Below are 22,665 nucleotides of genomic sequence, written 5' to 3'. Positions count from 1 at the left end.
ATAGACTTTTGAGTGTCAAAATCAAAAGAAAGGCTGATCACAAATGACCTATACTCATCTTACCATAGACGAACTTGCCACAATTTATTCTTTTTGGAAACTCGGTAAAAAGGCTTATCTAGTGGCCCCAGCGCTCCATCGGAGTGCTGAAACTGTGTATCGTATTTATCGGTTTCTTGACGCTGGCGGTACGATTATTGATTACCAATGCCACTATCGAAAGCATAAACAACATTGTGGGCGTAAACCAATTCAACTACGCCCTGATGAACTGGCCTATATTCAAGCCAAAACTCAAGCTGGTTGGCAACCAGATACCATTATTAATCGCCAAGAACGGGCTTTCAGCTGTGGGGTTCGAACCCTTTACCGCCTTTTCAAACGCGGTGTTTTGGGGTTGTCGACCAAAGATTTACCGATGCACGGCAAACGGCACCCTAATGGTTACATTGAACGCCGTGGGAAAGCGGGTCAATTGGGCAGGGATTTAAAGAATCGTTATCAGGACTATCCTAATTTTAATCAAGAATTCGGCCATTTAGAAGGTGACACGGTTCAAGGTAAAAACCATCAGGGTGCGGTAACCACGCTGGTTGAACGACAAACTAAGGTCGCAATTGTGCTGAATTCGCATACCAAGTCGGCACACGATGTCAATCGTAGTTTAGCAGGATGGCTTTCGAAGCTGCCACGACACCTATTTAAGTCAATTACGTTTGACAATGGTAAGGAGTTCGCCGGTTGGCGAACCATTGCTAACCAATTTGATTTAAATATTTACTTTGCCGCTGTCGGAGCACCCAATCAACGTGGTTTAAATGAGAACACCAATGGTCTGCTGCGTAAAGATGGTTTACGTCACAATCTTATTATGGACCAGCTATCAGATAGATTTGTTCAAGCAGTTGCCAGTCGACGAAACCACATCCCACGAAAAAGTTTGGGTTACCAGACACCTCTGGAAGCATTCATCAGTCAGATTACAGATGAACAGTTAAAAAATTTCTAACTTAATTTGACAATTCGGGGCCTTTTTAATTGGTGGCTGTATACGAGACTATTTACAATATCCTGGTGTGTTTGGGTGGCATAATGGTGACATGATGGGCTTAGTTTTTCCATTGTTATCACCCATACTCGCGTATACCTTTTCGCGGTCAGTTGAACGACAGCGCCAACTCAACCAAACTAACCGCCGATTAAAAACAATTGTGGAACGTAACGAGCGTGAACGAATCGCGCGTGACTTGCACGATACCCTTGGACAAAGCTTTTCAATGATTACACTCAAAACGGAATTAGCTAAAAAATTACTCGTCAAAGCACCGGAGAAAGTGGCACCAGAATTGGACGAAATCGAACAAACCAGTCGCCAAAATTTACAGTTAGTTCGCGAAATCGTCAATAATTTGCATGAACAATCGCTCACAGAAGTCCTATTGGCCCAAACTCGTAATCTAGCAGTGGTTGGTGTCTGGACGACGACCACTGGTGAGACACAGGCAACCAAGTGGCCGACAACGGTCCAAAGTTGTTTTGCGGCGGTGTTAGTTGAAGCCATGACCAATGTGATGCGCCACGCACACGCGCACGAGGTGCGGATTGATTTTGTCGAGACGGCAAAAATTTATCAGATTAAGCTGAAAGATGACGGTAAAGGTGGAACCTTGATGCGTCAGGGCGCCAACGGGATTGCCGGGATGCGAACCCGCTTGCAAGCTAAACAGGGCACCTTTGCCATCACGAGTAGTCGGCGCGGCACCCAGTTGATCTTAACTTTACCAAAGGAGTAGTGAGTCAGCATGATAACTTTATACTTAGCAGAAGACCAAAGCATGTTGAATTCTGCCTTGACCCAATTACTGGAATTAGAAGATGATCTACACGTGGTGGGTAGCGCAGTAGACGGCATAAACGCCTGGCAGGAGTTGCAAGAACTGCAACCGGATGTCGCAATTCTGGATATCGAAATGCCAGGGATAACCGGCTTGGATGTTGCTGATCGATTGGCCAGTTCGCAGCTAGCCACGAAAGTAATTGTTTTGACGACTTTTGCGCAACGCCATTATTTTGAACGAGCAGTTAAAGCCAATGTCGCGGGATATTTGTTAAAAGATAGTCCGAGTGATGACCTAATTGATGCAATTCGAGCTGTGATGACCGGCCGCACCATCTATGCGCCCGAGCTAGTCACGAATATGTTGTCAGCAGACAACAATCCATTGACCGAACGGGAACTAGCAGTTTTGGTCGAAGCTGAGAAGGGGTTGCCCACGAAGACGATTGCGGCCAATTTATACTTGTCAGCGGGGACGACCCGTAATTACTTATCCGCCATTTTTAGCAAATTGGGGGTTCACAATCGATTAGAAGCGATTCGTGTGGCGAAAGCTAATCAGTGGTTGTAAAGCTAGGCTGTTTGAACGAGGGGCCAACTAGGTTTATTTTTATCAACACATATACAAATGATTTGGTGCGCGATATAATTAATTGAATAGTGGTTAATGTTGAGCCCACTTACTAATTACGTGGCAAATCTGGAAGAATGGAAGATCCGGTAAGATGAAAGTAATGATCATCGGTAGTACCCACGCTGGTACGGCAGCGGCACGCGAAATTTTAACACGTCATCCGGAGACGGCGGTGACGATTTACGAGCGGAATGATAACGTTTCGTTTGTTTCGAGTGGGATTTATTTGTACTTAACGGGTGTCATCCAACACCTGGAAGACATGTTTTACACCTCGCCGGCTGACTTGAAGCAGTTAGGCGCTCAAGTTAAGACCCGCCATAATGTTTTACGAATTGATACGGACCATAAAACGGTGCAGGTCGCCAATATGCAGACTGGCGAAGTCTTTGATGATACTTATGATAAGCTGATTATGGCAACTGGTTCATCAGTTATTGTGCCACCAATTATGGGTATCGATCATGAGAAAGTATTACTGTGCAAAAACTACGAGCAGGCGGAACAACTTTATCAATCTCTACAAGCCAACCAACGCGTTGCAATTGTTGGGGCCGGATATATGGGGACCGAGTTAGCGGAAAGCTATGCTAGTATGGACCAACAAGTCATGTTATTTCATTCGCATTCACATATTTTGAATAATTATCTTGGTCCCCAAATGGCGGATGCTGCAACTAAACTCTTACAACATCACCAGGTCGATATCCACCTCAATGAACGGGTGACTGGATTCGCAAGCGGTTCGAATGATCAGTTGATCGTTGAAACCGCGCAGGGTGATTATGAGGTTGATCTGGCCGTCGTTTGCGCGGGATTTATGCCGAATACGGAATTGTTACGCGGGCAGGTCGCTATGGACCGCCATGGTGCTATCTTGATCAATGATTATGTTCAAACCTCTGACCCGGATATTTATGCGGCTGGGGATGCTTGCGTGGTCAATTATAATCCCACGGGACAGCCGGCGTATACACCATTGGCAACTAACGCACTGCGCCAAGGTGCGTTGGCGGGGATCAATGTTTTCGGAGATTTACAGCCGTACATGGGAACGCAAGCCACCTCAGCCATGCAATTATTTGATCACACGATGGCCACAACTGGGTTGACCTATCTAGCCGCGCAAAGACGAGAACTACCAGTACGACACGCCGTCTATCAAGGCAATTGGCGGCCAGCTTATATGCCGACGACGGCCAAAGTCACGATTGAACTAGTTTATAATTATCAGAATCGTCAGCTTCTCGGCGCGCAATTCTGGAGTCGTCACGACATTGCCCAAGCTGCAAACACGATCTCAGTAATGATTCAAAATCAGAATACGATTGATGATTTGGCTTACGTGGATATGTTCTTTCAGCCGAATTTTAATCAACCGTTTAACTATTTAAATTTGGTGGGGCAACTAGCCGTCAAACAAGAATATCAGCGAGGCAATCAAACACCACGAATTACAGCTCGTGGTAACTGGTCGAATAGTAGTGATAAGCATTGACCTAACGTAAAGCAGCACAGGCGCATTAAATCACAGACTTGGGGTCATTTCCCAAGTCTGTTTTTATGCCATCCAAATGATGAAAGCACTGTTCGTCATCCCATAATTGGTGAAAAAGCCTGATTTGTGCTGACAGGAACCCTGTATAATAGATTCCAGTCAAAAGTAGGAATCAGGACATGCAAGTAAAAGTGAAATGGCTGTCGGGGTTGCTAGTGGTTTTGCTAGTACTGGGGCTCAGTGGATGTATGGCACAACAACACCGCATGAAGTATGTACAGTCAAATACGCCTACGTTATTTTTCCACGGTGGCGGTAATAGGTATCACGCCGAGGCACAGATGGGACAAGCGGCTGAAAATGCAGGGGTGACAACTAGCGTTATTCGGGCGATGGGGCTTAAAAAAGGGCGCTTCAAGAATTCGTAGTGGATTCTTGAAGCGCCCTTTTAAGGCTTTAATGCGTCGTTTGACAGTCAATGTGGCGATTGGTCAATTGGCTGAGGCTGGAGCCGATACCGTATTAAGCTTCAGTGCCGACGTTGATGATGAGCTTACCAGCACTGTGACTGTTTTCGCTATACCGGTGGGCGGCTTGGAGACCAGCCGTACTAAACGGAAAGACTTGGTCGATGATGACTTGTAAGTGTCCTTCAACGGCGAGCTGCCCCAAGATGGCTAACTCCCGGCCGTTGGGTTGTAACCACCAGCTGGAGACAGTGGGGCCTTGGGATTTTTGAGCCGCTGTTGGTTGCCCATCAATCGTCACGAGTCGGCCAGTTGGCTTTAAGATTGCCAAGCCCTCATCAATGGCGTCAATGGTATCAAAGACGGCATCGTAGTCTGTAAGGACATCTTGAACAGCCGTCGTGTGGTAATCAATGACGTGGTCAGCGCCGATTTGCTTCAACAGCGTATGGTGATTGGCGCTCGCAGTAGTCGCAACCTCGGCACCGAGGTACTTAGCAATCTGGATGGCATTTAAACCAACCCCGCCAGCACCGGCTTGAATTAAGACTTTCTCGCCAGCTTGAATCTTTAATTGGTCATGAATGACTTGGTAAGCAGTTAGCCCCGCTAACGGCAAAGCGGCGGCTTGTTCAAAAGAAAGACTGGCTGGTTTTAGTGCTAACTTGTCTTCTTTGACTGCGGCATATTCAGCGTAGGTCCCGCGCCGGCCATCCGCATAAATGTCTGGGCGGGCAAAGACTTCATCACCAACCTTAAAGTTGGTCACGGCCGCGCCAGCCTCAACAATGGTCCCAGCGACGTCCCAACCAAGGACAACTGGCATTTGCCAGTCAAACATGCCTTTAAGCAACCCTTGACGAGCTTTCCAATCGATGGGGTTGATACTCGTTGCCTGAACGGCGACTAAGACCTCGTCCTGATCAATGCTGGGACGTTCGATAGTGGCCATCTGGAGTTCTTCGGGCCCACCGTACTGATTAATAATGACTGCTTTCATTTTAAATAATTCCTCCCTGAAACTGAATAACCTAGCTTAGCATTTTAGTTGTGCTCAATTCAATTATTTAGTTCGGACTAGCGTGAATTAGATGCGCGTCGTTTTCAGCAGCCATCAATTGGGCAGTGTGTTGTGGTGATTGGTGAAAGCTGAGTCGATAGTGTCAGTCAGTAGGTATTTGTTGCTGCAGGTCTGTCGCCAGTTGCGTTAAAAAGGTTTTGGCGGCTTCCGACAAGCGTTGTCCCTTAGTCCAGACTAGGCTAGTGCGGGCGGTTATTCGAGGTGTTAGTGGGATGAAAATCAAATCGGATTGGTTCGTATTGATGATGCCATCAATCCCCAACGCGTACCCGACGCCCGCAGAAACTAGTAACGAGGCATTATAGAGTAAATTATAAGTGGCGACGATGGTGAATTTGGGCGTGCTTTCACCATACCAATCCTGAAGTTGATTGATCGTACCGTGTTGTGCAGAAACAATGATCTTTTGGCCTTCAAGATCAGCTAAGCTAATGTAATCATGGTCAGCTAGCGGCGAATGCCGCGGAACCAGTAATCCCCAGCGACTTTCGCCGGGTAGATGGATAAAGTTTAAGTCGTGTTTGTCAGTTGGTTCCATGACGATTCCAAAGTCAAAGTTCCCGGTTTTGAGGTTGGTTCGAATCTGATTCGCATTACTACTCGTCACGTTGATCCTGATTTTCGGATACTGTTGTTGTAGTTTCTTAATCGACTGAGCAATCGTCAAAAAACTGCGCATCTCGGCACTCCCTAATTCAATCGTGCCACTGATTTCTTTGGCTGTATTAATGTTGGCAAGCGTCTTATCGGCTAAGGCGATGATTTGGTTCGCCTGCGTGGCAAAGTATTCGCCACTACTCGTGAGACTGATATGACGGCCATTGCGTTCAAATAGGGTCACGCCCAGTTCATCCTCTAAATCCTTTAATTGTCGTGAAATTGTTGGCTGCGAGACGTGTAAGCGTTCAGCGGCCCGACTGATATTTAACTCGGCGACCACTGCTTGAAAATAACGTAGAACTCGTAATTCCATCTAAAGCACTTCTTTCTATTACAATTAAGTATAATTTTAAATTCCATATAAGCATTCGACATGGTTGCTGTCAAGCTTTAAGATGAAACTTGAGGTTAGTGCAGAATAGTTGGTTATTCAGAGAATAACGTGTCAAGCATCAAGGCAGGGCACCATTTAACCGAAGTGCTCTGAATTAAGCACCACTATTTTGCCAGAATGGAGGAATGTTAACGATGAACAAAAGTAATCAGCCCGTAGTGTCAACCACTGTAACCACGATGCAGTGGTCCAGAGCACAGTTAGCCGCTTTTAGCACGGCGGATGATTTTCAAGTCTCCCCATTTTACAGTGATGGGCAGACATACGGGACACCGACCTGGATTTGGTCGGTCGTGGTAGGGCAGCAACTATTTATCCGTGCTTGGAACGGTCCGCGCTCACGCTGGTATCGATCGGCCGTAACCCAAAGGGCTGGCCGGATTCACTTGGCCGAGAGCAATCATCTGGTGAATTTTGTGCCCATTTGTGATGAGCCCTTAAATAACCAGATTGACCAAGCTTATCGACAAAAATATGCCGGTAGTCCGTATTTAATGCCGATGCTAGCAAGTGGACCGCGGCAGGCGACGGTCCAAGTGATGCCACGAATATCTAAGAAAGGTGAATAGAAATGACTAAAATAATGATTATTGGTGCTAATGGTGGGATTGCCAGGAAGCTGACGCAACGGTTATTAGCAGAAACTGACGATGAACTGGTATTGTTCCTACGTCGAGCGGAACGTTTAGCCCAGTATCGGGAGCAACCACGGGTCACGCTGATTGATGGCAACGTGCTTGATACGGATGAACTTGCCACAGCAATGGCACCGGTGGACATAGTCTATTCCAATGTTGGCGGGACTGATCTAGCAGCCCAGACGAAGAGCATTTTGGCCGCAATGGTTCGAACTCAGCGGCAACGGTTGATCTTCATTAGTGCACTCGGCGCCCATCATGAGGTGCCAGGAAAATTTGGCGCGTGGAACGAACAAGCCATTGCCGATTTCCTACCCGGTTTTCGAGAAGCAGCGAGGTTGCTTAGTGCTTCCGAACTGGTTTATACGGAGATCCGACCAGCCTGGCTAACGGATGTTGCCGAAATTGATTATGAATTGACGACCGGCGCAGAACCTTTTAAAGGAACTGAGGTATCACGAGCAAGTGTTGCCGATTTAGTCTTTAAATTAATGGCGCATCCTGAAAATTATCAGCGTGTCAGTTTAGGGGTCGATAAACCTGGTACGGCGGGTGACCGGCCTAGTTGGTTGTAATTCCTGTCATGAGCCTTGATTGAATGCTAAAATAGGCGTTAACGCTCAGACGACAACGCCTTCCGATGCGGGGTGGCGCAAATTCAAATGACGAACTAACAGTGAATAGATGATTAAATAGAATTCAGGGGGAAGTTATTGAAAAGAATACGCTTATGGGGGCTGATGGCAGGCCTGCTGTTATTATTAGTTGGTTGTGGTCGTGCAGAGACGACCGGGGTGACTAAACCGGTTACGACTCAGGGGCATCGCTACATTCCAACACTGTTTTTCCATGGGTGGGGCAGTAGTTACCATGCTGAGACGCACATGGCAGATGCCATCGTTAAAGCCGGCAAAACACAAACTATTGTACGCGCGATGGTTGCTAAAAACGGGACGGTGACTTTGAAAGGCCACTTTAGATCAGGTGATTATCGACCAATTGTCGAAGTGAACTTTGCTAATAACCGGTCTTCGGATTATCCAACCGTGGGCCGCTGGGCAAAAAATGTGGTGGTGGCGCTCCAACGAACCTATGGCATCACGTCGTTTAACATGGTTGGTCATTCCATGGGTAATATGGCGATTACCTATTATCTATTGGCGAATGCGCAAAATAAGCGGTTGCCGCAGCTCAGGCAACAAGTCGCAATTGCTGGACATTTCAATGGTATTTTGGGCATGGACGACAGCCCTAACCAGATGACGTTGAATGCTGCGGGCCGACCGAATAAATTGCGACCGGCCTACCGCCAGTTATTAGGATTGCGGCGGGTTTATCCACGTCAGCAAGTACGAGTCCTTAATATTTATGGCGATAAGGGCGATGGGACGCATTCGGATGGGTCCGTCAGTAACGCTTCATCACGCTCTTTACGGTACTTAGTTGCGGCGCGTGCGCGTTCTTATCGCGAGGTTAAGATTACTGGGAAACATGCGCAACACAGCCAGTTGCATGAAAATGCGCAGGTCGACCGGTTACTGATTGATTTTTTATGGCCCACACATTAAAGTGGGGCAGTCTGATGGACAGGCACTGGCGCGTGCGCATTTTTAAAATTGACGCTAAAGAAACTGGGGTAGTCAGCTGACGTTTGTCAGTGGTTAGCCTAGTTTTTTGGTTGCTACCAACTTGTAATGACGGGGTATTCGCGCTTAAATAGATAAAGACTGGTGTTGGTCGTTTGCTAGCGCGACCAAAATGGCTGATTATAGTAGGCTATTGATAGTAGTTGCGCGTCCAATCGATTGTACGACTAATGAGGGTCGAACAAACCAAGTTATTATGGTGACCAAGCAACGGATTATTGGAGTGGGGGTAGTGGCGGATGTTTAGTTATGAGCAGCTCGAAAAATATAATGAAACTGATGTGGAAATTTACAGGTACGTTATTAATAATATGGATAGGGTCGGCTACATGAGCATTCGTGAGTTAGCTCACGAGTTGCACGTGTCGACCTCGACGATTTTGCGTTTTTGTCTTAAAAATGGGTTCGAAGGTTATCGTGATTTTAAACGGGCTCTTAAAAGTGAACAACAACAGTTGTCCACCTACGAGCCCAAGAGCGACGTCAGTGAGCTAGCACACTTTTTTGCAAAAACTAATTCTAGCGCGTATGAACGTAAGTTGATGCCAGCGCTCACGTATTTGCGTCGAGCCACGCTGGTTATTTTTGTCGGCATTGGTTCCTCAGGAAGTTTGGCCCGCTATGCCGCGCGCTGTTTTACCAACGCTGGTAAGGTTGCGTTTGGACTTGAGGATAGTAATTATCCAGTGAATACTTTTGAGATTCACGATACGGTCGTTTTTGCGTTATCTGAGAGTGGCGAAACCCCAGAACTAATTGCACTTGTTCAGCATTTTCAACAACGCCGGTGCGCAGTCTTAAGCATTACTAACCAGTCCCAATCCACGCTAGCGAAGCTTTCCGATTGGAATTTTTCATATCAATTGGCTCACCAGAGAATTAATGGTAATTATAATATAACGACCCAGGTCCCCGTGGTCTATGTGATTGAGACCTTAGCGAAACGACTATAACTAAAGAAACGAATCGTGACTTGAATAGTAACGATTCGTTTTTTTAAGCTTGGAAGTGAAAGGGGTGCTTAATGATGGATGAACGACAGCGGAGTTTGAGCGGTCAGACCTATGATGCACACGCACCAGTATTTTTAGAGCTAAAACGGCGTACACGGCAACTTTTAAGCCAGTATAACCAGCTCGCCTATGACCAAAAAAGTGAGAAACGTACGATATTGCAGGCTATGTTTGCCAAGATTGGATCGAATGTTTCGGTGGGGAGCCCATTTATTTGTGACTACGGGTGTAATATTTCGATTGGTCAGAATGTTTCAATCAATATGAACTGTACCTTGATCGACTGTAATCGGATTACCATTGGCAATAATGTCTTGACTGCCTCAAATGTTCAAATTTATACGGCCACCCATCCGGTCGAACTGCATGAACGTTTACGTGCGGACTGGCAGCCAGATAGCGATCAGTATTTTTGCCAGACGTTAGCGCGACTAGTCACAATTGAGGATGGCTGTTGGATTGGCGGTGGCGTGATTATTATTCCCGGCGTGACAATTGGTCGGGGATCCGTGATTGGTGCCGGTAGTGTGGTCGTCAAAGACATTCCAGCTAATTCGTTGGCGGTAGGCAATCCTTGTCGTGTGATTCGGCAGATTAATCAAGGTGAACCGCATGCTTAAGATGATCGCCTTTGACTTTGACGGCACGCTCGCGCCGACGATTCCAATGGTGATTGACGTCTTTCGTCGTAGCGTTGCACCGTACGTTGAGCACGAACTGACCAAGCAAGCTATCGTCCAGACGTTTGGGCTAAATGAGGTTGGGATGGTCAAAGCAGTGGCTGGTCAACGGTGGCCGGTCGCTTTGGCCGCCTTTTATCAAGAATACGCTCGCGCACATTTACGGGTGTCAGCACCGTATCCGGGAATCGTCACACTTTTAGAACTGTTGCAGCAGCAAGGGGTGGCGCTAGCTCTGATTACGGGTAAGGCGGCTAAGAGTTGTCAAATTTCCTTGGACGTGACTGGCCTGACGTCCTATTTCCCCACGCGGTTGTATGGTTCTGAGTGTCAACCTAATAAAGCTGACAATCTGCGACAATTGATGCGCACTAAGTCGTTAGACGCCGCGGAACTCTTGTACGTTGGCGATACTCGCTCAGATTTTGAAGCAGCTGATACGGCCGGGGTGCAATGTTTGACGGCGACGTGGGATCCTAATCAGCCAATTGCTGAAGCCGGCGATCAGATCGTGTTTACTTCGGTCGAGCAGTTGTGGGCCTACTTGCAACGGCGACTTGGTCATGGATTGGTGCGGCCAATGAGCCACAAACCACGGTGAAAAAACAAGCTTTTTAGTGTCAACAGATAAAGTTATGACACGGCGTATGCTAAATGAGGGTCGGTATTGAGTGATATGGTGAGAAATTGCTTGCCGGGTCTTGCCCAATCCGCCATACCGCAGTATGGTTAGGACAAACGAGTTAACGGGAGTGACAATATGGACTGGGAAGACTATTTTCCAACGGCAATCGCTGAACGTGGGTACGATTATTACTTACAGGGGTATGTCACTGATTTAAAACGGACCAAAACACAAATTACGGCAATGGTTACGGGCACGCAGGACTATGGCGTGGTGATTGATCTCGCTAATGGTGACTTTCACGGTGGCGCGTGTGAGTGTCCGTATGCCAATAGTCATCCGTACTGCAAGCACATGGCGGCCGTTTTGTACCAAGCGATGGCGGCTGATAAACCTGCCAGTCAACAGCAAGTTTCCAAAGCACCAACTAGTTGCGACAGTCTTGAACAGACTGCCACTAAGCTGGTTGAGCGGGCTACTGATCGGCAAGTTCGGGACTTTTTGAGTGTGGTGTTGGCCCATGACAATCATCTCGTCCAACTGTTCCGGACGGTCATGGGTGAGACTGATGTTGTGACAGATTTACCTGAATATCTCGCGAGTGTTGATGATTTATTTGACACAAACGCGGATGGCGGTGGTTTTATCGATTATGACGCGGCGACGGATTTCGGCGATGAGGCCTTAGCTTTTCTAAAAGAAGAGGTGCAGCCGTTGGTCGATCACGGCGAGTATGGTTTGGTATTTCAAATCTTAGCGCATCTGATGCTTAAAATCGACCACGTCGACATTGATGATTCCGATGGTGAGATTATGATGATCATGAGTGCTAGTGACGACTTGTGGGAAGCTGTCTTAACAAAAGCCGACGCGGATGTGCAGCAGCAGGTGTTTGATTGGTTATGCAAACAATTAACGAAGTCGTTGAATATCATTGAAGATACGCTTGACGACTTATTATTCACGTATTTCAAGACGCCAGCGTTTATTGACGCCAAGCTGGTGTATACCGCTAAACGGTTCCGTGCCGTGCAAAAACACCCGGATCGCTGGGACTATGACTGGCAGATAGAAAAATGGCTAAAGCACTATTTACAAATGATGACTGCGGCTCATGTGCCTGATAAGCAAATTATTAAATTTTGTGATTCTAATTTGGCGATACCGCAAGTCCGCTTGTTTTATAGCCGGTTCTGTCTTCAACATCAAGATGAGGCGCATGCGGTCCAATTACTAAAAGATGGCAAAAAGTTGGTCGCGGACAATCCGAGCGTATTAGCTGACTTTAGTCGCCAACTAAAGGACGCTTATCAGCAACTAGGTGAGCAGCAATTGTATCGTCAGGAATTATGGCAATTATTGACTGAATATGTGCCAGCGGATGAGGCGCTATTTTCAGAGTTGAAGCAGAGTTACCCAACCAAGGATTGGCCGGCGGTTCGCGAGCAACTGTTGACGGCGATCGCGAAGAATTCCAATGCCGATTTGAAACCACTGTACGTGCAAGAAAACTTATTGAACCCGCTATTAAAAGCGGTCGTGGCCGCGGACGGACTCTGGGATTTACGGACCTATGAGCCGTTATTGAAACCACGTTTTTCAGATCTGCTATTAGCGAAATATGATCATGAAGTGCGGAAAATGGCTACTACTACTGGAACTCGGCGAAAGTATCAACAATTAGTTGGCATATTGAAACGGATGCTTGCTTACCCGGCTGGTAAATCGACCGTGCAGGCGATTGTACATGATTGGCAGCAACAATATCCGCGGCGTTCAGCAATGATGGATGAGCTCTCGCGGTTAAACTGGTAATTGATCGTTAGTTGGCGCAGCAATCGCGAACAGAGTTAAGTCGCATCGCTAAGTTTAGGATCGGTTCCTACCCCAAACTTAGCGGTGCTTTTTTCATAGCCAACTGCGGGCATAATAAATTGTCTTTGGGCCTTGGTCATCCTAGCCAAGATAAAATGGTAGGACATTAGTTTATTTCAAAGTTATTAATATCTATCCGTACTCAGGGCTGACCGGTGGCTGTCATTGACCCTGTTATTCAAAATAAGGCTAATCAGTCATCGAATCACAATTAAGTTTAAATAATGACCGAATTATCATCTTGGAACCGGTATGATAAGCCTTAAGCGACCGAACTGATTAACCATAGGGTGTGGATATGCGCTGTTGGCGTCATTCGTGGTCCGGCCGTTGCTACGAATAAATTAGCGGGTGATGTGAGGACGTGATCAGTAATGAATATTTTGATTATTGGAACGGGTAAATTGGGGTATGAAGTGTATCGTCGAGTGGCCGTGATGCCGCAGCACCACGTGACTTTGTTGGATCATCACCGACATGAGCATGATGTCTCGTTAGCCACGCAGTTAATCGGGGATGCGAGCAATGTTGATGATTTAAAACGCGCGCTGCGAGGGATTGACGTCGTATTCTCAACGGTGGGCATTACCCACGCGGCGCAGTTTGCCACGGCATTGGTGCAAGCGATGGATGCAGTTGGGGTCAAACGGCTATTTTGGACGACCCAGTTTCAAATCAACTATGATCAGATTTCAGAAGCAATGTACACCTTAGCCCACCGTGAGTTTGGGTTTAGTCGTGAAGTTGAGACGACCTATGTGGCGGGGCAAAAGGCCGGGGCCGCAGTCATCAGGAATAGTGATTTGGACTATACATTGCTAGCCTGTCATTTTTTCAAGTACAATGATGAAGTGGATCAATTAATTGTTGAACCAGCTGGAAATGCTGTTAGCGGTGGGCCACTTAGTTTATTCTCATTGGCGACATTGATCACCGATATGTTGGAACATCCACAAGATTATCCGCAACGTGAGCTCATGATCTCAGCTCGGCCAGGCGAAAAGTAACATCAGTTCTGGCTGATCAACTTTAATTGACAACAGTAGTACTCATAAAATATAAGTTTTGATGGCGATAGCTAAGTTGCACCAACGGGTAACTGGGCTATCGCCATTTTTGTGCTAAGTTTCAAAACTTACGACTGTTACCAGTGTACTAATGTAAATTGGTTCTATTTTTCTGAGCCAGACGGTACAATATTTGTAAATTCATCAAAAGATTGAGGAGATGGGAGCAATGTCACAATGGCAACAAGATTGGGCTTACCAAAAGTACTGGGTCATGGCACACTCACAGCAGCATTATAATGCCATCCGACAATTAGCTCGGCACAATGATTGGTCAGCTGCAAAGCAGGAACGCTACCAACAATTATTAGCAGAAGCCGAACAAATTACGCCAACTAAAGCCACGTTGACAACGGCTTATCAGCACGTCTGGGGCTATTTTAAAAAACGGTGTACGCTGGCCGAAAAGCAACGTTACCTGAATTTACTAACGAATTTAACCCCGGCACACGATCAGCTTGGGCCGTTCTTGTGGCAGTTAACGGTGAAGTACGAAGTGGCTTATCTGCTGGCGTCACGCTTGCTGCGCGCGTTTGATCAGCATGAAAATCAACGGTGATTCGTATAACATTTATATTATTTGAACGATAATAAATATGAAAAAATAATGAATTTTTTACGATTACTTCGTTCAGGTCTTTACAAAGTTATGAATAACCTGCTACAATAATAAGCAAGTTATAATTATCATAATAAAAACACTAATCAAGGAGGCGAAATAATTATGATTAAATTGTTTACGCAAGCAGGATGTAACTCATCGCGAAAGGCCCGCCAATGGTTCCGGGATCATGATATTGCATTTGAGGAGAAGAACTTTAGTAGCGCAGCCCCTACTGTTAGTGAGTTAAAACAAATTCTGTGCCTAACTGAGAATGGATTGGAAGATATTATTTCTACCCGTTCACAAAGTTATCCCGCAATTGCTGATAAGCTGCCAGATATGTCATTCAATGAGACGCTCCGGCTGTTATGCGAACAACCCCAGTTGTTGCGGCGGCCAATTATTGTTGGTCGTAATAAATTGCAAGTAGGCTTTAATGATGATGATATTCGCCAATTCATTCCCCGGCATATTCGGCGACTGAATTTTCAACAAACCTTAGTTGGATTGGTGGATATGTAATGTTGGGGTTTAAAGACCATGACATTGTGAAAATGGTAATTACTATGTTGATGTAAATTAATGTTAATTCGACCATCCTTTTCATGATTGTTGGCGCCAGTAGCGCCGCAACTATGTTGAGAGATGACATCTAAAGTGAAATATCCCGGCTAGCAGACGGCTAGTCGGGATATTTTTGACGTCTCAGCAGTTGTTCAGTCGACTGTAATGGTGGCCGTAGAAGCCATCAGTTGCGTCAACTGTTCTTTGGTCGTCCGGTTTTGGGACAACGGTGGCAAGTTGTCGAGTGTAAAGTAGGCTGTTTGGGCGACCTCAATGTTAGGCTCAAATTGGCCATCAGTAATTTCACAAGCAAAGACCAATTTATAATACTGAAATGGTTGGGGAATATCGACACGTAGAGCAGTGTCAAAAACGGTGATGAGCCCCTGAACCGCGACGTGACGGCCAGTCTCTTCCCACACCTCGCGTTGCACATTTTCAGTCGGCGTGTAGCCCACGTCAGCAAAGCCGCCTGGTAAGGCCCATAGTTTCGTTTTAATATCTTGAACGAGTAGTAGCTGATTACCATGGCGTATCAAGCCGCGAACGTCGATTTTGGGGGTAATGTAGCCAGAGTCCTGTGTTAGAGCAGCCGTCAGGTCAGCAGTGGCGACGTTGGCAGCGGCGGCCATTTGTTGAATCAATAAGGTTTGTAACTTTTGATAGCGATCTTTGTCGAACGGGTCAGTCGTGTAGGCTAATCCGCTTTGAATCAGGGCTAACATTGCCCGTTGAGTAGTTAATAGTGAAGATGGCATGTTAATGATCCTCCTCTAAAGGTAAATAAGTTTATCAGGTGCAATTTTAGTAGCTAGGTTATCCGGTAGTGGCTGATCAGTCACAAAGTAATCAAAATCACTGAGAGCTAGCAAGTTGAAGTTGTGGCTGACGTTCACCTTGGTGTGGTCAAACAACAGCACTAGCCGGTCGCTTTGGGCGCGTAACGTTTCCTTTAAAGCGATATCAGATTCGTAAGCGTAATAAACGCCGTCTGCGGTCAACCCAGCGCAACTCAAGGCCGTGGTCGTAAATTGAAATTTGTGTAGTGCTAGAATGCTGTCAGCGCCTTGAACACACCGTTGTTGTGCATCTAATGTGCCACCCAGGATACGCGTTTGAAAATTGCTATGTCGTAATGCCTGGTCAGCAATGTCAAGGGAATTCGTAACGATCATGCCGGGGTGCTTGGACTGGAGATATTGTGGTAGACAGGCAACGGTGGTTGAGATATCTAGAAATAATAACGCATCATTTAGTAAATACGAACTGGCAGTGTGGGCCAGGGCTCGTTTAGTTTGCAGTAAGTCATCATCCCGGTCCAGGTACTGATCCAGCTTATTAAACGTATTCGGCCGACTAATGCCACCGTAGTTTCGTTCAGCCAAATTATGAGCTGCGAGTTTGACAATATCGCGCCGGGCAGTGTCGCGTGAAGTCCCCGTTAATTGCATAATGTCTTTTAAACTCAGTGATGGGTGGGTTTTTAATTCATCAAGAATCAATGATAAGCGTGTTTTTTGGTTCATAATTGATCACCTTAAGTTTTTTTAAGTGTTAAACACATACTAACTTATTTTAGCTTAAATAGAAAGCCAATGACGTCAATTAATGAAAACGGTTGAATTAATCGGCGTTGATGTTGTGGTTACGCCTTGAAACCCTTAAAATTAAGCTAATTAGTGGCAGGGCTACAGCATACCTACGAAAGGATGGTTCAGATGAAAGTGAAAAAAGTGGTCATTGTTGGTGGCGTTGGTGGTGGTGCTTCAGCGGCGGCCCGCGTGCGTCGATTGGACGAGTTCGCCCAGATTACAATTTTTGAAAAGGGGCCGGATGTCTCATTTTCCAATTGTGCCTTACCGTACACATTCAGTGATGTGATTGACCAGCCCGATGACGTGATTTTAAAGACACCGATGCAATTCGAGCAACAGTACAATATTGACGTTCAAGTGAATACAACGGTTGTCGCCATTGATGCGCAGGCTAAGACAGTGATGATCAAACGGCAAGGACAGGTAGCAACGACGATCGTCCCATATGATACACTGATTCTTTCACCTGGTGCTCGACCGATACTACCCGCAGTGATTGCGGGAATCGACCGGCCCAATGTTAAAACGGTCCGCAATGTTCAAGATGTCCGAACGATTCAAGCGTATCTGACTGAACAACACGTTCATGATGTGACGATTGTTGGCGGCGGCTTTATCGGACTAGAGATGGCTGAGAATTTACAACAGGCTGGCTATCAGATCACAATCATTGAGGCTGCTGAGCACGTCTTGGGCACTTTGGATGATGAGTTTGCTCAGCTAGTACACAAGGAACTATACGATCACGGTGTGCAGGTGATACTGCAAGAACAAGTGACGGCCATTGGTGCAACACAAGTTCAGCTCGCCTCGGGACGCGCCGTGACCAGCCAGTTAGTGATTATGGCAATTGGGGTTACACCAGTAACTGAATTAGCGGTTCAAGCGGGTTGTGCGTTAGGCGTGACTGGTGGTATCAAGGTTGATCATCGTTACCAGACGTCCGTGGCCGACATTTATGCGGTGGGTGATGCCATTGAAGTGACTAATCGGCTTACGCGTCAATCTACGCGGCTAGCATTGGCATTTCCAGCACAAATGCAGGCCCGACACATGGTGGATCATTTATACGGGCGGACGCCAGATTATCAGGGTGTGATCGGATCGCAGGTTCTTCACGTCTTTACGTTAAACGTGGCGTCAACGGGCCTGAACGCTACTGAGTGTGAGCACCAGCAACTTGATTATCGGTTCGCAACGGTGGCACCACAGAATCGGGTCAGCGTGATGCCGGGGACAACAGCCGTCTTTCTTAAGTTGATATTCAGTTATCCGACCGGTGAGATTTTGGGCGCGCAGGCTATTGGTCAATCGGACGTTGACAAACCGATTGATATTATCGCTAGTCTAATCACGATGCACGGTCGAGTCAGTGACCTGACAGATGTTGAATTATGTTATTCGCCATGGGTCAGTACCGCCAAAAATGTCGTCAACATGGTTGGCTTAGTGGCGGAAAACGTCCTGAATGATGAATTTAAGCAGGTTGCGGTGACGCAGGTTCGACAGCTGGTCTTGGCGGGGGCGTTTATCATCGATGCCCGTGAACCACAAGAGTACGCTGATGGGCACATCAAGGGCGCTCATAATATTCCACTGAGTCAGTTTCGGCAGCGCTTAGTGGAAATTCCGACCAATCAGCCAGTTTATATTCATTGCCAGACTGGACAGCGAAGTTACAATATGGTCCGCGCGTTACTTCAGCGCGGCTATACGAATGTGGTCAACATTGCTGGGTCGTATGCCGAACTAGTTCAGTATGAATATTTTAATGATCAGACAACGGGGCGAACTTCAATTTTGACACGAACATGATGATTGATAACTAAGATATTAATTTCAACAAAATTTGATAACGTAGCAGAGGCTATTGGGTAAAATAGAAGGTTCAGAAGTGTTAGACTGAAATTATCATAAGAAAGTTGGTGGCAAAATATGCGAACGATTGAAGACGATGCAGTGCTTAAGATTCTAGCGGATGTGATTAAGATTCCATCAGTTAACGACCATGAGTTGACGGTCGCAAAATATTTGCAAGCCCTGTTGGCGAAGTATGATATTTCAGCTAAAATTCACCCCATTACCGGTGATCGTGCAAATCTAGTTGCTGAGATTGGTCATGGGCAGCCTGTTTTAGCGGTTTCCGGTCATATGGATGTGGTTGCGGCAGGTGACCTGGCGGCGTGGGACACCGATCCTTTCACCTTAGTAGAAAAATCCGGTCAATTATTTGGTCGGGGTGTCACGGATATGAAGGCTGGTTTAGTCGCATTAGTCGTTGCGATGATCAATATTCAGCAGCAAGGTGGCCCTAAACATGGCACCATTCGCTTGTTGGCGACAGTGGGCGAAGAAGTTGGTGAAGCTGGCTCGGCTGCCTTTTATCAACAAGGGGCGATGCAAGATGCAGCTGGTTTACTGATTGCTGAACCTTCAACGGTTTATGGAACAGCGGCTGAGCAGAAGGGGTCTTATGACTTAAAATTGACGTCTAAGGGTAAGGCAGTACACAGTTCGACACCCGAACGCGGCTATAATGCCTTAGTCCCGCTGATTAAATTACTCAATGAAGCCAATGACTATTTTGAAACGATTCCGGCAGGCGAGATGGGACCGGTCAGATTTAACATTGACGTGTTAAACGGTGGGGACCAGGTAAATTCGTTGCCCGATTTAGCGACTGCACTCGTTAATGTGCGGACGATTCCGGAATACGATAATGACCAAGTGACCCAAAAATTAACGGACCTGATCGCGGCGTATAATCAGCAAGGCGCTGACATTAAAATGACCGCTATCATGAATGAGTCACCAATTGCAACCACGGCTGATAATCGGTTAGTAAAGTTAGTGCAGGCCGTTGGCAAGTCTTACGCTGGTCGCGATGTTGTCGTCGCCTCAAGTCCGGGAATTACCGATGCTTCCAATTTGGCTAAGCGTCAACCGGCTGATTTTCCCTTTGCGGTTTATGGGCCGGGTAACATGACCCAACATCAGGTCAATGAAAGCTTACCAAAGCAGATGTTTTATGACTTTATCGCCATTTATCAACAGCTGTTTACACGTTTTTTGGCCGAGTAATCGGTGTTGATTGATCGTAAAATCAAAGACCCGCTGGCAGTCAGTGACTGTCAGCGGGTCTTTGAACGGTTAGTACCAATTTTCAGGTGCATGGGTCGGGGTTGAAAAGGCGACGGTGATTTGTCGCAGGGCTTCGTAAGTTTCGGCGGTGCTTGCTCCTAAAATCGTGGCCATTCGCTGTTCACTGGCTTCAAAGAAGCGTTCGATCTTGGTGGCTAATTGGCGGGCCTTGGGTGTTAGGAGTAGTCGTTTGTAGCGACCATCGTCTTTCGCCGGCACGCGAATGAGTAGATCAGCGGCTTCCATTTTGGAAACGAGGCTGGAACAGGTCGCTTTACGAATGTTGAACTCTAATTCTAAGTCCCGTTGGAAGAGGTCGTGATGTTGTTCATTATTGGCGATAAAGTTGATGGCACTAATTTGCATGCCAGTTAGTCCCAGTGATTTTGCAAAATGGTCTGAGTCTCTGGCTAGCGCGTTGTTCGCTTTTTTAATCATGATTCCTAATGAATCTTGCATGAGTAGGCTCCTTAGTAATGCTATGGTTAGCTTTCTAACTAGATTGAATTATAAGAACTAATCGCCTCAAAGTCAACCGAATTAGGACTTTAAATATTGAAACAATATGTTAAAATAGATAATTAGTTCGTGTTCGAACTATTATTAAGGAGCTGATTTTAAATATGGAAAAACGGGTTGACCTCAAATTGATTCTTGCAATCGTGGCTGCCGGGTTACTTTCATTTTGCGGGGTGATCGTGGAGACTGCGATGAATATCACTTTTCCTAAGTTGATGCGAGAATTTGCACTCAATACGGCGACGGTCCAGTAGATGACCACGGCTTACTTGTTAGTAGTCGCAATTATCGTGCCGATTTCGGCGTTTTTGAAACGCCGCTTTCGGACTAAGACATTATTTGTGACGGCCAACTTACTATTTATTCTGGGACTGGTCGTTGACGCGACTGCGACCAGCTTTCCCGTTTTAGTCACTGGACGAATCATTCAAGGGTTGGGGACTGGAATCGCCTTACCGCTAATGTTTAATATTATTATTGATTGGGCGCCCGCGCGGCAGAAAGGGACCTTGATGGGAATCGGTACAATCGGTACGCTGATTACCGCAATTGCCCCAGCACTGGGGCCGACCTTTGGGGGTCTGATCGTTAGTCGGATGGATTGGCATTGGATTTTCATCATGCTGATCCCGGTACTCGTGCTTTCGCTCGCGTTAGGATTATATGCGATTCGCCAAGCCCAGCCAACCGTTAAAGTCGGATTTGATGTGGTCGGTTGGCTGATAATTGTCCTCTTATTCGTTGGCTTTACAATTGGATTCAGCAAGTTAGCCACGATTATCACGCAACCACTGATTTTTGTGGCTTGGCTGGTGGTCGGCCTGATTGGCCTTGTGGGGTTCGTTATCCGCACACGTCGAGCGGCACAACCGCTAATCAATCTGGCGATTTTTACCACAAAATCTTATGATTTGCACTTAATGGCGTACTTTTTGGTTCAAATCTGCGCCCTCGGGTTGGCCTTCATCTTGCCCAACTACATCCAGTTAGTGAACGGCAAGAGTGCTTTGTTAGCTGGCTTGTTTGTACTACCTGGCGCGGCGATCGGGGCTGTTTTTGCCCCACTAGGTGGACGGATTCTAGACAGTCTGGGTGCAGCTAAACCAGTCCTCACGGGTTCAACAATTTTGGTTATTGCCATGGCACTGTTTACGGTGTTGGGGATGCACCTGTCAGGCGGTTTGATTTTAGCCATTTACATTTTATTAATGATTGGTATTGGCTTAACCATGGGTAATACGATGACGAGTGGCTTACAGCAGTTGTCAGCTGAGCATCAAGCTGATGGCAATGCCGTGTTCAATACCATGCAGCAGTTTGCAGGGGCCATTGGGACTTCAGTCGTGTCCGCCGTTATCACGTTAGTTCAAGTACAGACGACTGGAACTAGTGCGCATCGGACAGCGTTAGGGTCAACCATGGCGTTGGGGTTATTGCTGATTTTAGTGTTAATTGAATTGTGAACCATGATATTGGCAATGAAGACGCGTCAAACTGGTCAACGATAAAAAAACTCCTTCTATGACAACCAAGTTCTGATGTTGTCATAGAAGGAGCTTTTTTAAAATTGATATTGCCTTTTTTACATAATAACCTTGCGTTTGTCAGGGTGATTATCCAAATAGTCACTGCCCCAATCGGCCATTGAATTGATGATGGGCCGCATGCTTTCACCGATATCCGAGAGATGGTACTCAACTTTTGGGGGAATTACTGGAACGGTGTTACAATCTTTAGTAAAGGGCAGGCGGCGCTTAATTCAAATCCAAATGTGACTTATCAGACGGCTAAACGAGCATTGTTACGGCAGTACCAATTAGCCTATCTAAAACCGATGAGTTATCAAAATGGTTATGGAATTACAGTTACTCAGGCAACCGCTAAGAAGTATCATCTAGTCCTATTGAAGGATAATAAACATTTCTTCCCGCCGTACCAGGGGGCACCTTTAATGAAGCGGCGGTTTATGACACAACATCCACAAATTGTTAAGTCTTTGAAGAAACTATCAGGCAAGATTTCAACATCTGATATGCAAAATATGAATTATCAGGTTACCATGCAACATAAAAAGGCGGCGATGGTTGCAAAAGCATATTTGAAAGCCCACCATTTATTAAACTAATC

General features: G+C 46.4%; 23 protein-coding genes and 2 pseudogenes. 19 read left to right on the top strand and 6 right to left on the bottom strand.

Annotated features, from left to right (window positions below; genetic code table 11):
* Nucleotides 1–43: 43 nt before the first annotated feature.
* The 5 genes and pseudogenes from V7R88_RS07520 to V7R88_RS07500 all read left to right on the top strand — a co-directional run bounded on the left by V7R88_RS07520 (nucleotide 44) and on the right by V7R88_RS07500 (nucleotide 4,397).
* Nucleotides 44–1,009, top strand: coding sequence for an IS30 family transposase (locus V7R88_RS07520; protein ID WP_033609918.1), 966 nt, complete (start codon nucleotides 44–46; stop codon nucleotides 1,007–1,009).
* Between the two features lie 19 nt (nucleotides 1,010–1,028).
* Nucleotides 1,029–1,793 (top strand): annotated as a pseudogene (locus tag V7R88_RS07515) (sensor histidine kinase); the annotation flags it as partial.
* A 9-nt stretch (nucleotides 1,794–1,802) separates the two neighbouring features.
* Nucleotides 1,803–2,408, top strand: a complete 606-nt coding sequence (locus tag V7R88_RS07510) for a response regulator transcription factor (RefSeq protein WP_054396655.1) — start codon at nucleotides 1,803–1,805, stop codon at nucleotides 2,406–2,408.
* Between the two features lie 154 nt (nucleotides 2,409–2,562).
* A complete protein-coding gene (locus tag V7R88_RS07505; protein WP_057717116.1) occupies nucleotides 2,563–3,969 on the top strand; it encodes an FAD-dependent oxidoreductase in 1,407 nt (468 codons plus the stop codon).
* A gap of 179 nt (nucleotides 3,970–4,148) precedes the next feature.
* Nucleotides 4,149–4,397: a hypothetical protein gene (locus tag V7R88_RS07500; RefSeq protein WP_003640651.1), complete on the top strand. Its 249-nt coding sequence runs from the start codon at nucleotides 4,149–4,151 to the stop codon at nucleotides 4,395–4,397.
* Between the two features lie 94 nt (nucleotides 4,398–4,491).
* Here the strand turns inward: V7R88_RS07500 and V7R88_RS07495 are convergent, their stop codons facing one another.
* Both V7R88_RS07495 and V7R88_RS07490 read right to left on the bottom strand, forming a co-directional pair.
* Nucleotides 4,492–5,436, bottom strand: a complete 945-nt coding sequence (locus V7R88_RS07495; protein ID WP_027821977.1) for an NADP-dependent oxidoreductase — start codon at nucleotides 5,434–5,436, stop codon at nucleotides 4,492–4,494.
* Nucleotides 5,437–5,599: 163 nt separating this feature from the next.
* Nucleotides 5,600–6,490 (bottom strand): LysR family transcriptional regulator, encoded by an 891-nt coding sequence (locus tag V7R88_RS07490; protein ID WP_338816120.1) that lies wholly within the window; start codon nucleotides 6,488–6,490, stop codon nucleotides 5,600–5,602.
* Between the two features lie 215 nt (nucleotides 6,491–6,705).
* On the opposite strand from V7R88_RS07490, the gene V7R88_RS07485 reads away from it, so the two are divergent.
* The 10 genes from V7R88_RS07485 (at nucleotide 6,706) to V7R88_RS07440 (ending at nucleotide 15,241) form a co-directional block, all read left to right on the top strand.
* Nucleotides 6,706–7,140, top strand: coding sequence for a DUF2255 family protein (locus V7R88_RS07485; RefSeq protein WP_057717117.1), 435 nt, complete (start codon nucleotides 6,706–6,708; stop codon nucleotides 7,138–7,140).
* A 2-nt stretch (nucleotides 7,141–7,142) separates the two neighbouring features.
* Nucleotides 7,143–7,784 (top strand): NAD(P)H-binding protein, encoded by a 642-nt coding sequence (locus V7R88_RS07480; protein ID WP_003640647.1) that lies wholly within the window; start codon nucleotides 7,143–7,145, stop codon nucleotides 7,782–7,784.
* Nucleotides 7,785–7,922: 138 nt separating this feature from the next.
* Nucleotides 7,923–8,777: an alpha/beta hydrolase gene (locus V7R88_RS07475; protein WP_057717118.1), complete on the top strand. Its 855-nt coding sequence runs from the start codon at nucleotides 7,923–7,925 to the stop codon at nucleotides 8,775–8,777.
* Nucleotides 8,778–9,094: 317 nt separating this feature from the next.
* Nucleotides 9,095–9,808 (top strand): MurR/RpiR family transcriptional regulator, encoded by a 714-nt coding sequence (locus V7R88_RS07470; protein WP_013355586.1) that lies wholly within the window; start codon nucleotides 9,095–9,097, stop codon nucleotides 9,806–9,808.
* Nucleotides 9,809–9,879: 71 nt separating this feature from the next.
* Nucleotides 9,880–10,488, top strand: coding sequence for a sugar O-acetyltransferase (locus tag V7R88_RS07465; protein ID WP_338816118.1), 609 nt, complete (start codon nucleotides 9,880–9,882; stop codon nucleotides 10,486–10,488).
* Nucleotides 10,481–11,149 carry an HAD family hydrolase gene (locus V7R88_RS07460; protein ID WP_057717120.1) on the top strand — a complete coding sequence of 223 codons (669 nt, stop codon included), beginning with the start codon at nucleotides 10,481–10,483 and terminating at the stop codon, nucleotides 11,147–11,149. The genes V7R88_RS07465 and V7R88_RS07460 overlap by 8 nt, the downstream gene beginning before the upstream one ends.
* A gap of 159 nt (nucleotides 11,150–11,308) precedes the next feature.
* Nucleotides 11,309–12,988 carry an SWIM zinc finger family protein gene (locus V7R88_RS07455; protein WP_057717121.1) on the top strand — a complete coding sequence of 560 codons (1,680 nt, stop codon included), beginning with the start codon at nucleotides 11,309–11,311 and terminating at the stop codon, nucleotides 12,986–12,988.
* Between the two features lie 434 nt (nucleotides 12,989–13,422).
* The gene (locus V7R88_RS07450; protein ID WP_057717122.1) at nucleotides 13,423–14,055 is read left to right on the top strand and encodes an SDR family oxidoreductase; all 633 of its coding nucleotides are present in this window, start codon (nucleotides 13,423–13,425) and stop codon (nucleotides 14,053–14,055) included.
* Between the two features lie 229 nt (nucleotides 14,056–14,284).
* A complete protein-coding gene (locus tag V7R88_RS07445; protein WP_003646013.1) occupies nucleotides 14,285–14,674 on the top strand; it encodes a YbgA family protein in 390 nt (129 codons plus the stop codon).
* Nucleotides 14,675–14,839: 165 nt separating this feature from the next.
* Complete coding sequence (locus tag V7R88_RS07440; RefSeq protein WP_003640632.1) at nucleotides 14,840–15,241, top strand: Spx/MgsR family RNA polymerase-binding regulatory protein; 402 nt, start codon at nucleotides 14,840–14,842, stop codon at nucleotides 15,239–15,241.
* Nucleotides 15,242–15,435: 194 nt separating this feature from the next.
* Here the strand turns inward: V7R88_RS07440 and V7R88_RS07435 are convergent, their stop codons facing one another.
* Together V7R88_RS07435 and V7R88_RS07430 are read right to left on the bottom strand one after the other, a co-directional pair.
* Nucleotides 15,436–16,041 carry an NUDIX hydrolase N-terminal domain-containing protein gene (locus tag V7R88_RS07435; protein ID WP_057717123.1) on the bottom strand — a complete coding sequence of 202 codons (606 nt, stop codon included), beginning with the start codon at nucleotides 16,039–16,041 and terminating at the stop codon, nucleotides 15,436–15,438.
* 15 nt (nucleotides 16,042–16,056) lie between these two features.
* Nucleotides 16,057–16,809, bottom strand: a complete 753-nt coding sequence (locus tag V7R88_RS07430; protein WP_057717124.1) for a DeoR/GlpR family DNA-binding transcription regulator — start codon at nucleotides 16,807–16,809, stop codon at nucleotides 16,057–16,059.
* Between the two features lie 192 nt (nucleotides 16,810–17,001).
* On the opposite strand from V7R88_RS07430, the gene V7R88_RS07425 reads away from it, so the two are divergent.
* The gene (locus tag V7R88_RS07425) at nucleotides 17,002–18,693 is read left to right on the top strand and encodes an FAD-dependent oxidoreductase (protein WP_057717125.1); all 1,692 of its coding nucleotides are present in this window, start codon (nucleotides 17,002–17,004) and stop codon (nucleotides 18,691–18,693) included.
* 120 nt (nucleotides 18,694–18,813) lie between these two features.
* Nucleotides 18,814–19,959, top strand: coding sequence for an ArgE/DapE family deacylase (locus tag V7R88_RS07420; RefSeq protein WP_057717126.1), 1,146 nt, complete (start codon nucleotides 18,814–18,816; stop codon nucleotides 19,957–19,959).
* Nucleotides 19,960–20,028: 69 nt separating this feature from the next.
* On the opposite strand, the gene V7R88_RS07415 is transcribed toward V7R88_RS07420, so the two are convergent.
* Nucleotides 20,029–20,478 (bottom strand): MarR family winged helix-turn-helix transcriptional regulator, encoded by a 450-nt coding sequence (locus V7R88_RS07415; RefSeq protein WP_057717127.1) that lies wholly within the window; start codon nucleotides 20,476–20,478, stop codon nucleotides 20,029–20,031.
* Nucleotides 20,479–20,642: 164 nt separating this feature from the next.
* On the opposite strand from V7R88_RS07415, the pseudogene V7R88_RS07410 reads away from it, so the two are divergent.
* Nucleotides 20,643–22,001 (top strand): annotated as a pseudogene (locus V7R88_RS07410) (MFS transporter).
* 119 nt (nucleotides 22,002–22,120) lie between these two features.
* On the opposite strand, the gene V7R88_RS07405 reads toward V7R88_RS07410, so the two are convergent.
* Entirely contained in the window at nucleotides 22,121–22,216 is a 96-nt protein-coding gene (locus tag V7R88_RS07405; protein WP_231957295.1) for a winged helix-turn-helix transcriptional regulator, read from the bottom strand.
* A gap of 9 nt (nucleotides 22,217–22,225) precedes the next feature.
* Between V7R88_RS07405 and V7R88_RS07400 the strand changes: the two genes are divergently transcribed.
* Complete coding sequence (locus V7R88_RS07400; protein WP_057717128.1) at nucleotides 22,226–22,663, top strand: glycine betaine ABC transporter substrate-binding protein; 438 nt, start codon at nucleotides 22,226–22,228, stop codon at nucleotides 22,661–22,663.
* Nucleotides 22,664–22,665 lie beyond the last annotated feature (2 nt).

The sequence above is a fragment of the Lactiplantibacillus argentoratensis genome (assembly GCF_037290055.1).
In the GTDB taxonomy this organism is placed as follows: domain Bacteria; phylum Bacillota; class Bacilli; order Lactobacillales; family Lactobacillaceae; genus Lactiplantibacillus; species Lactiplantibacillus plantarum.
This window is presented reverse-complemented; position numbering and strand designations above follow the sequence as displayed.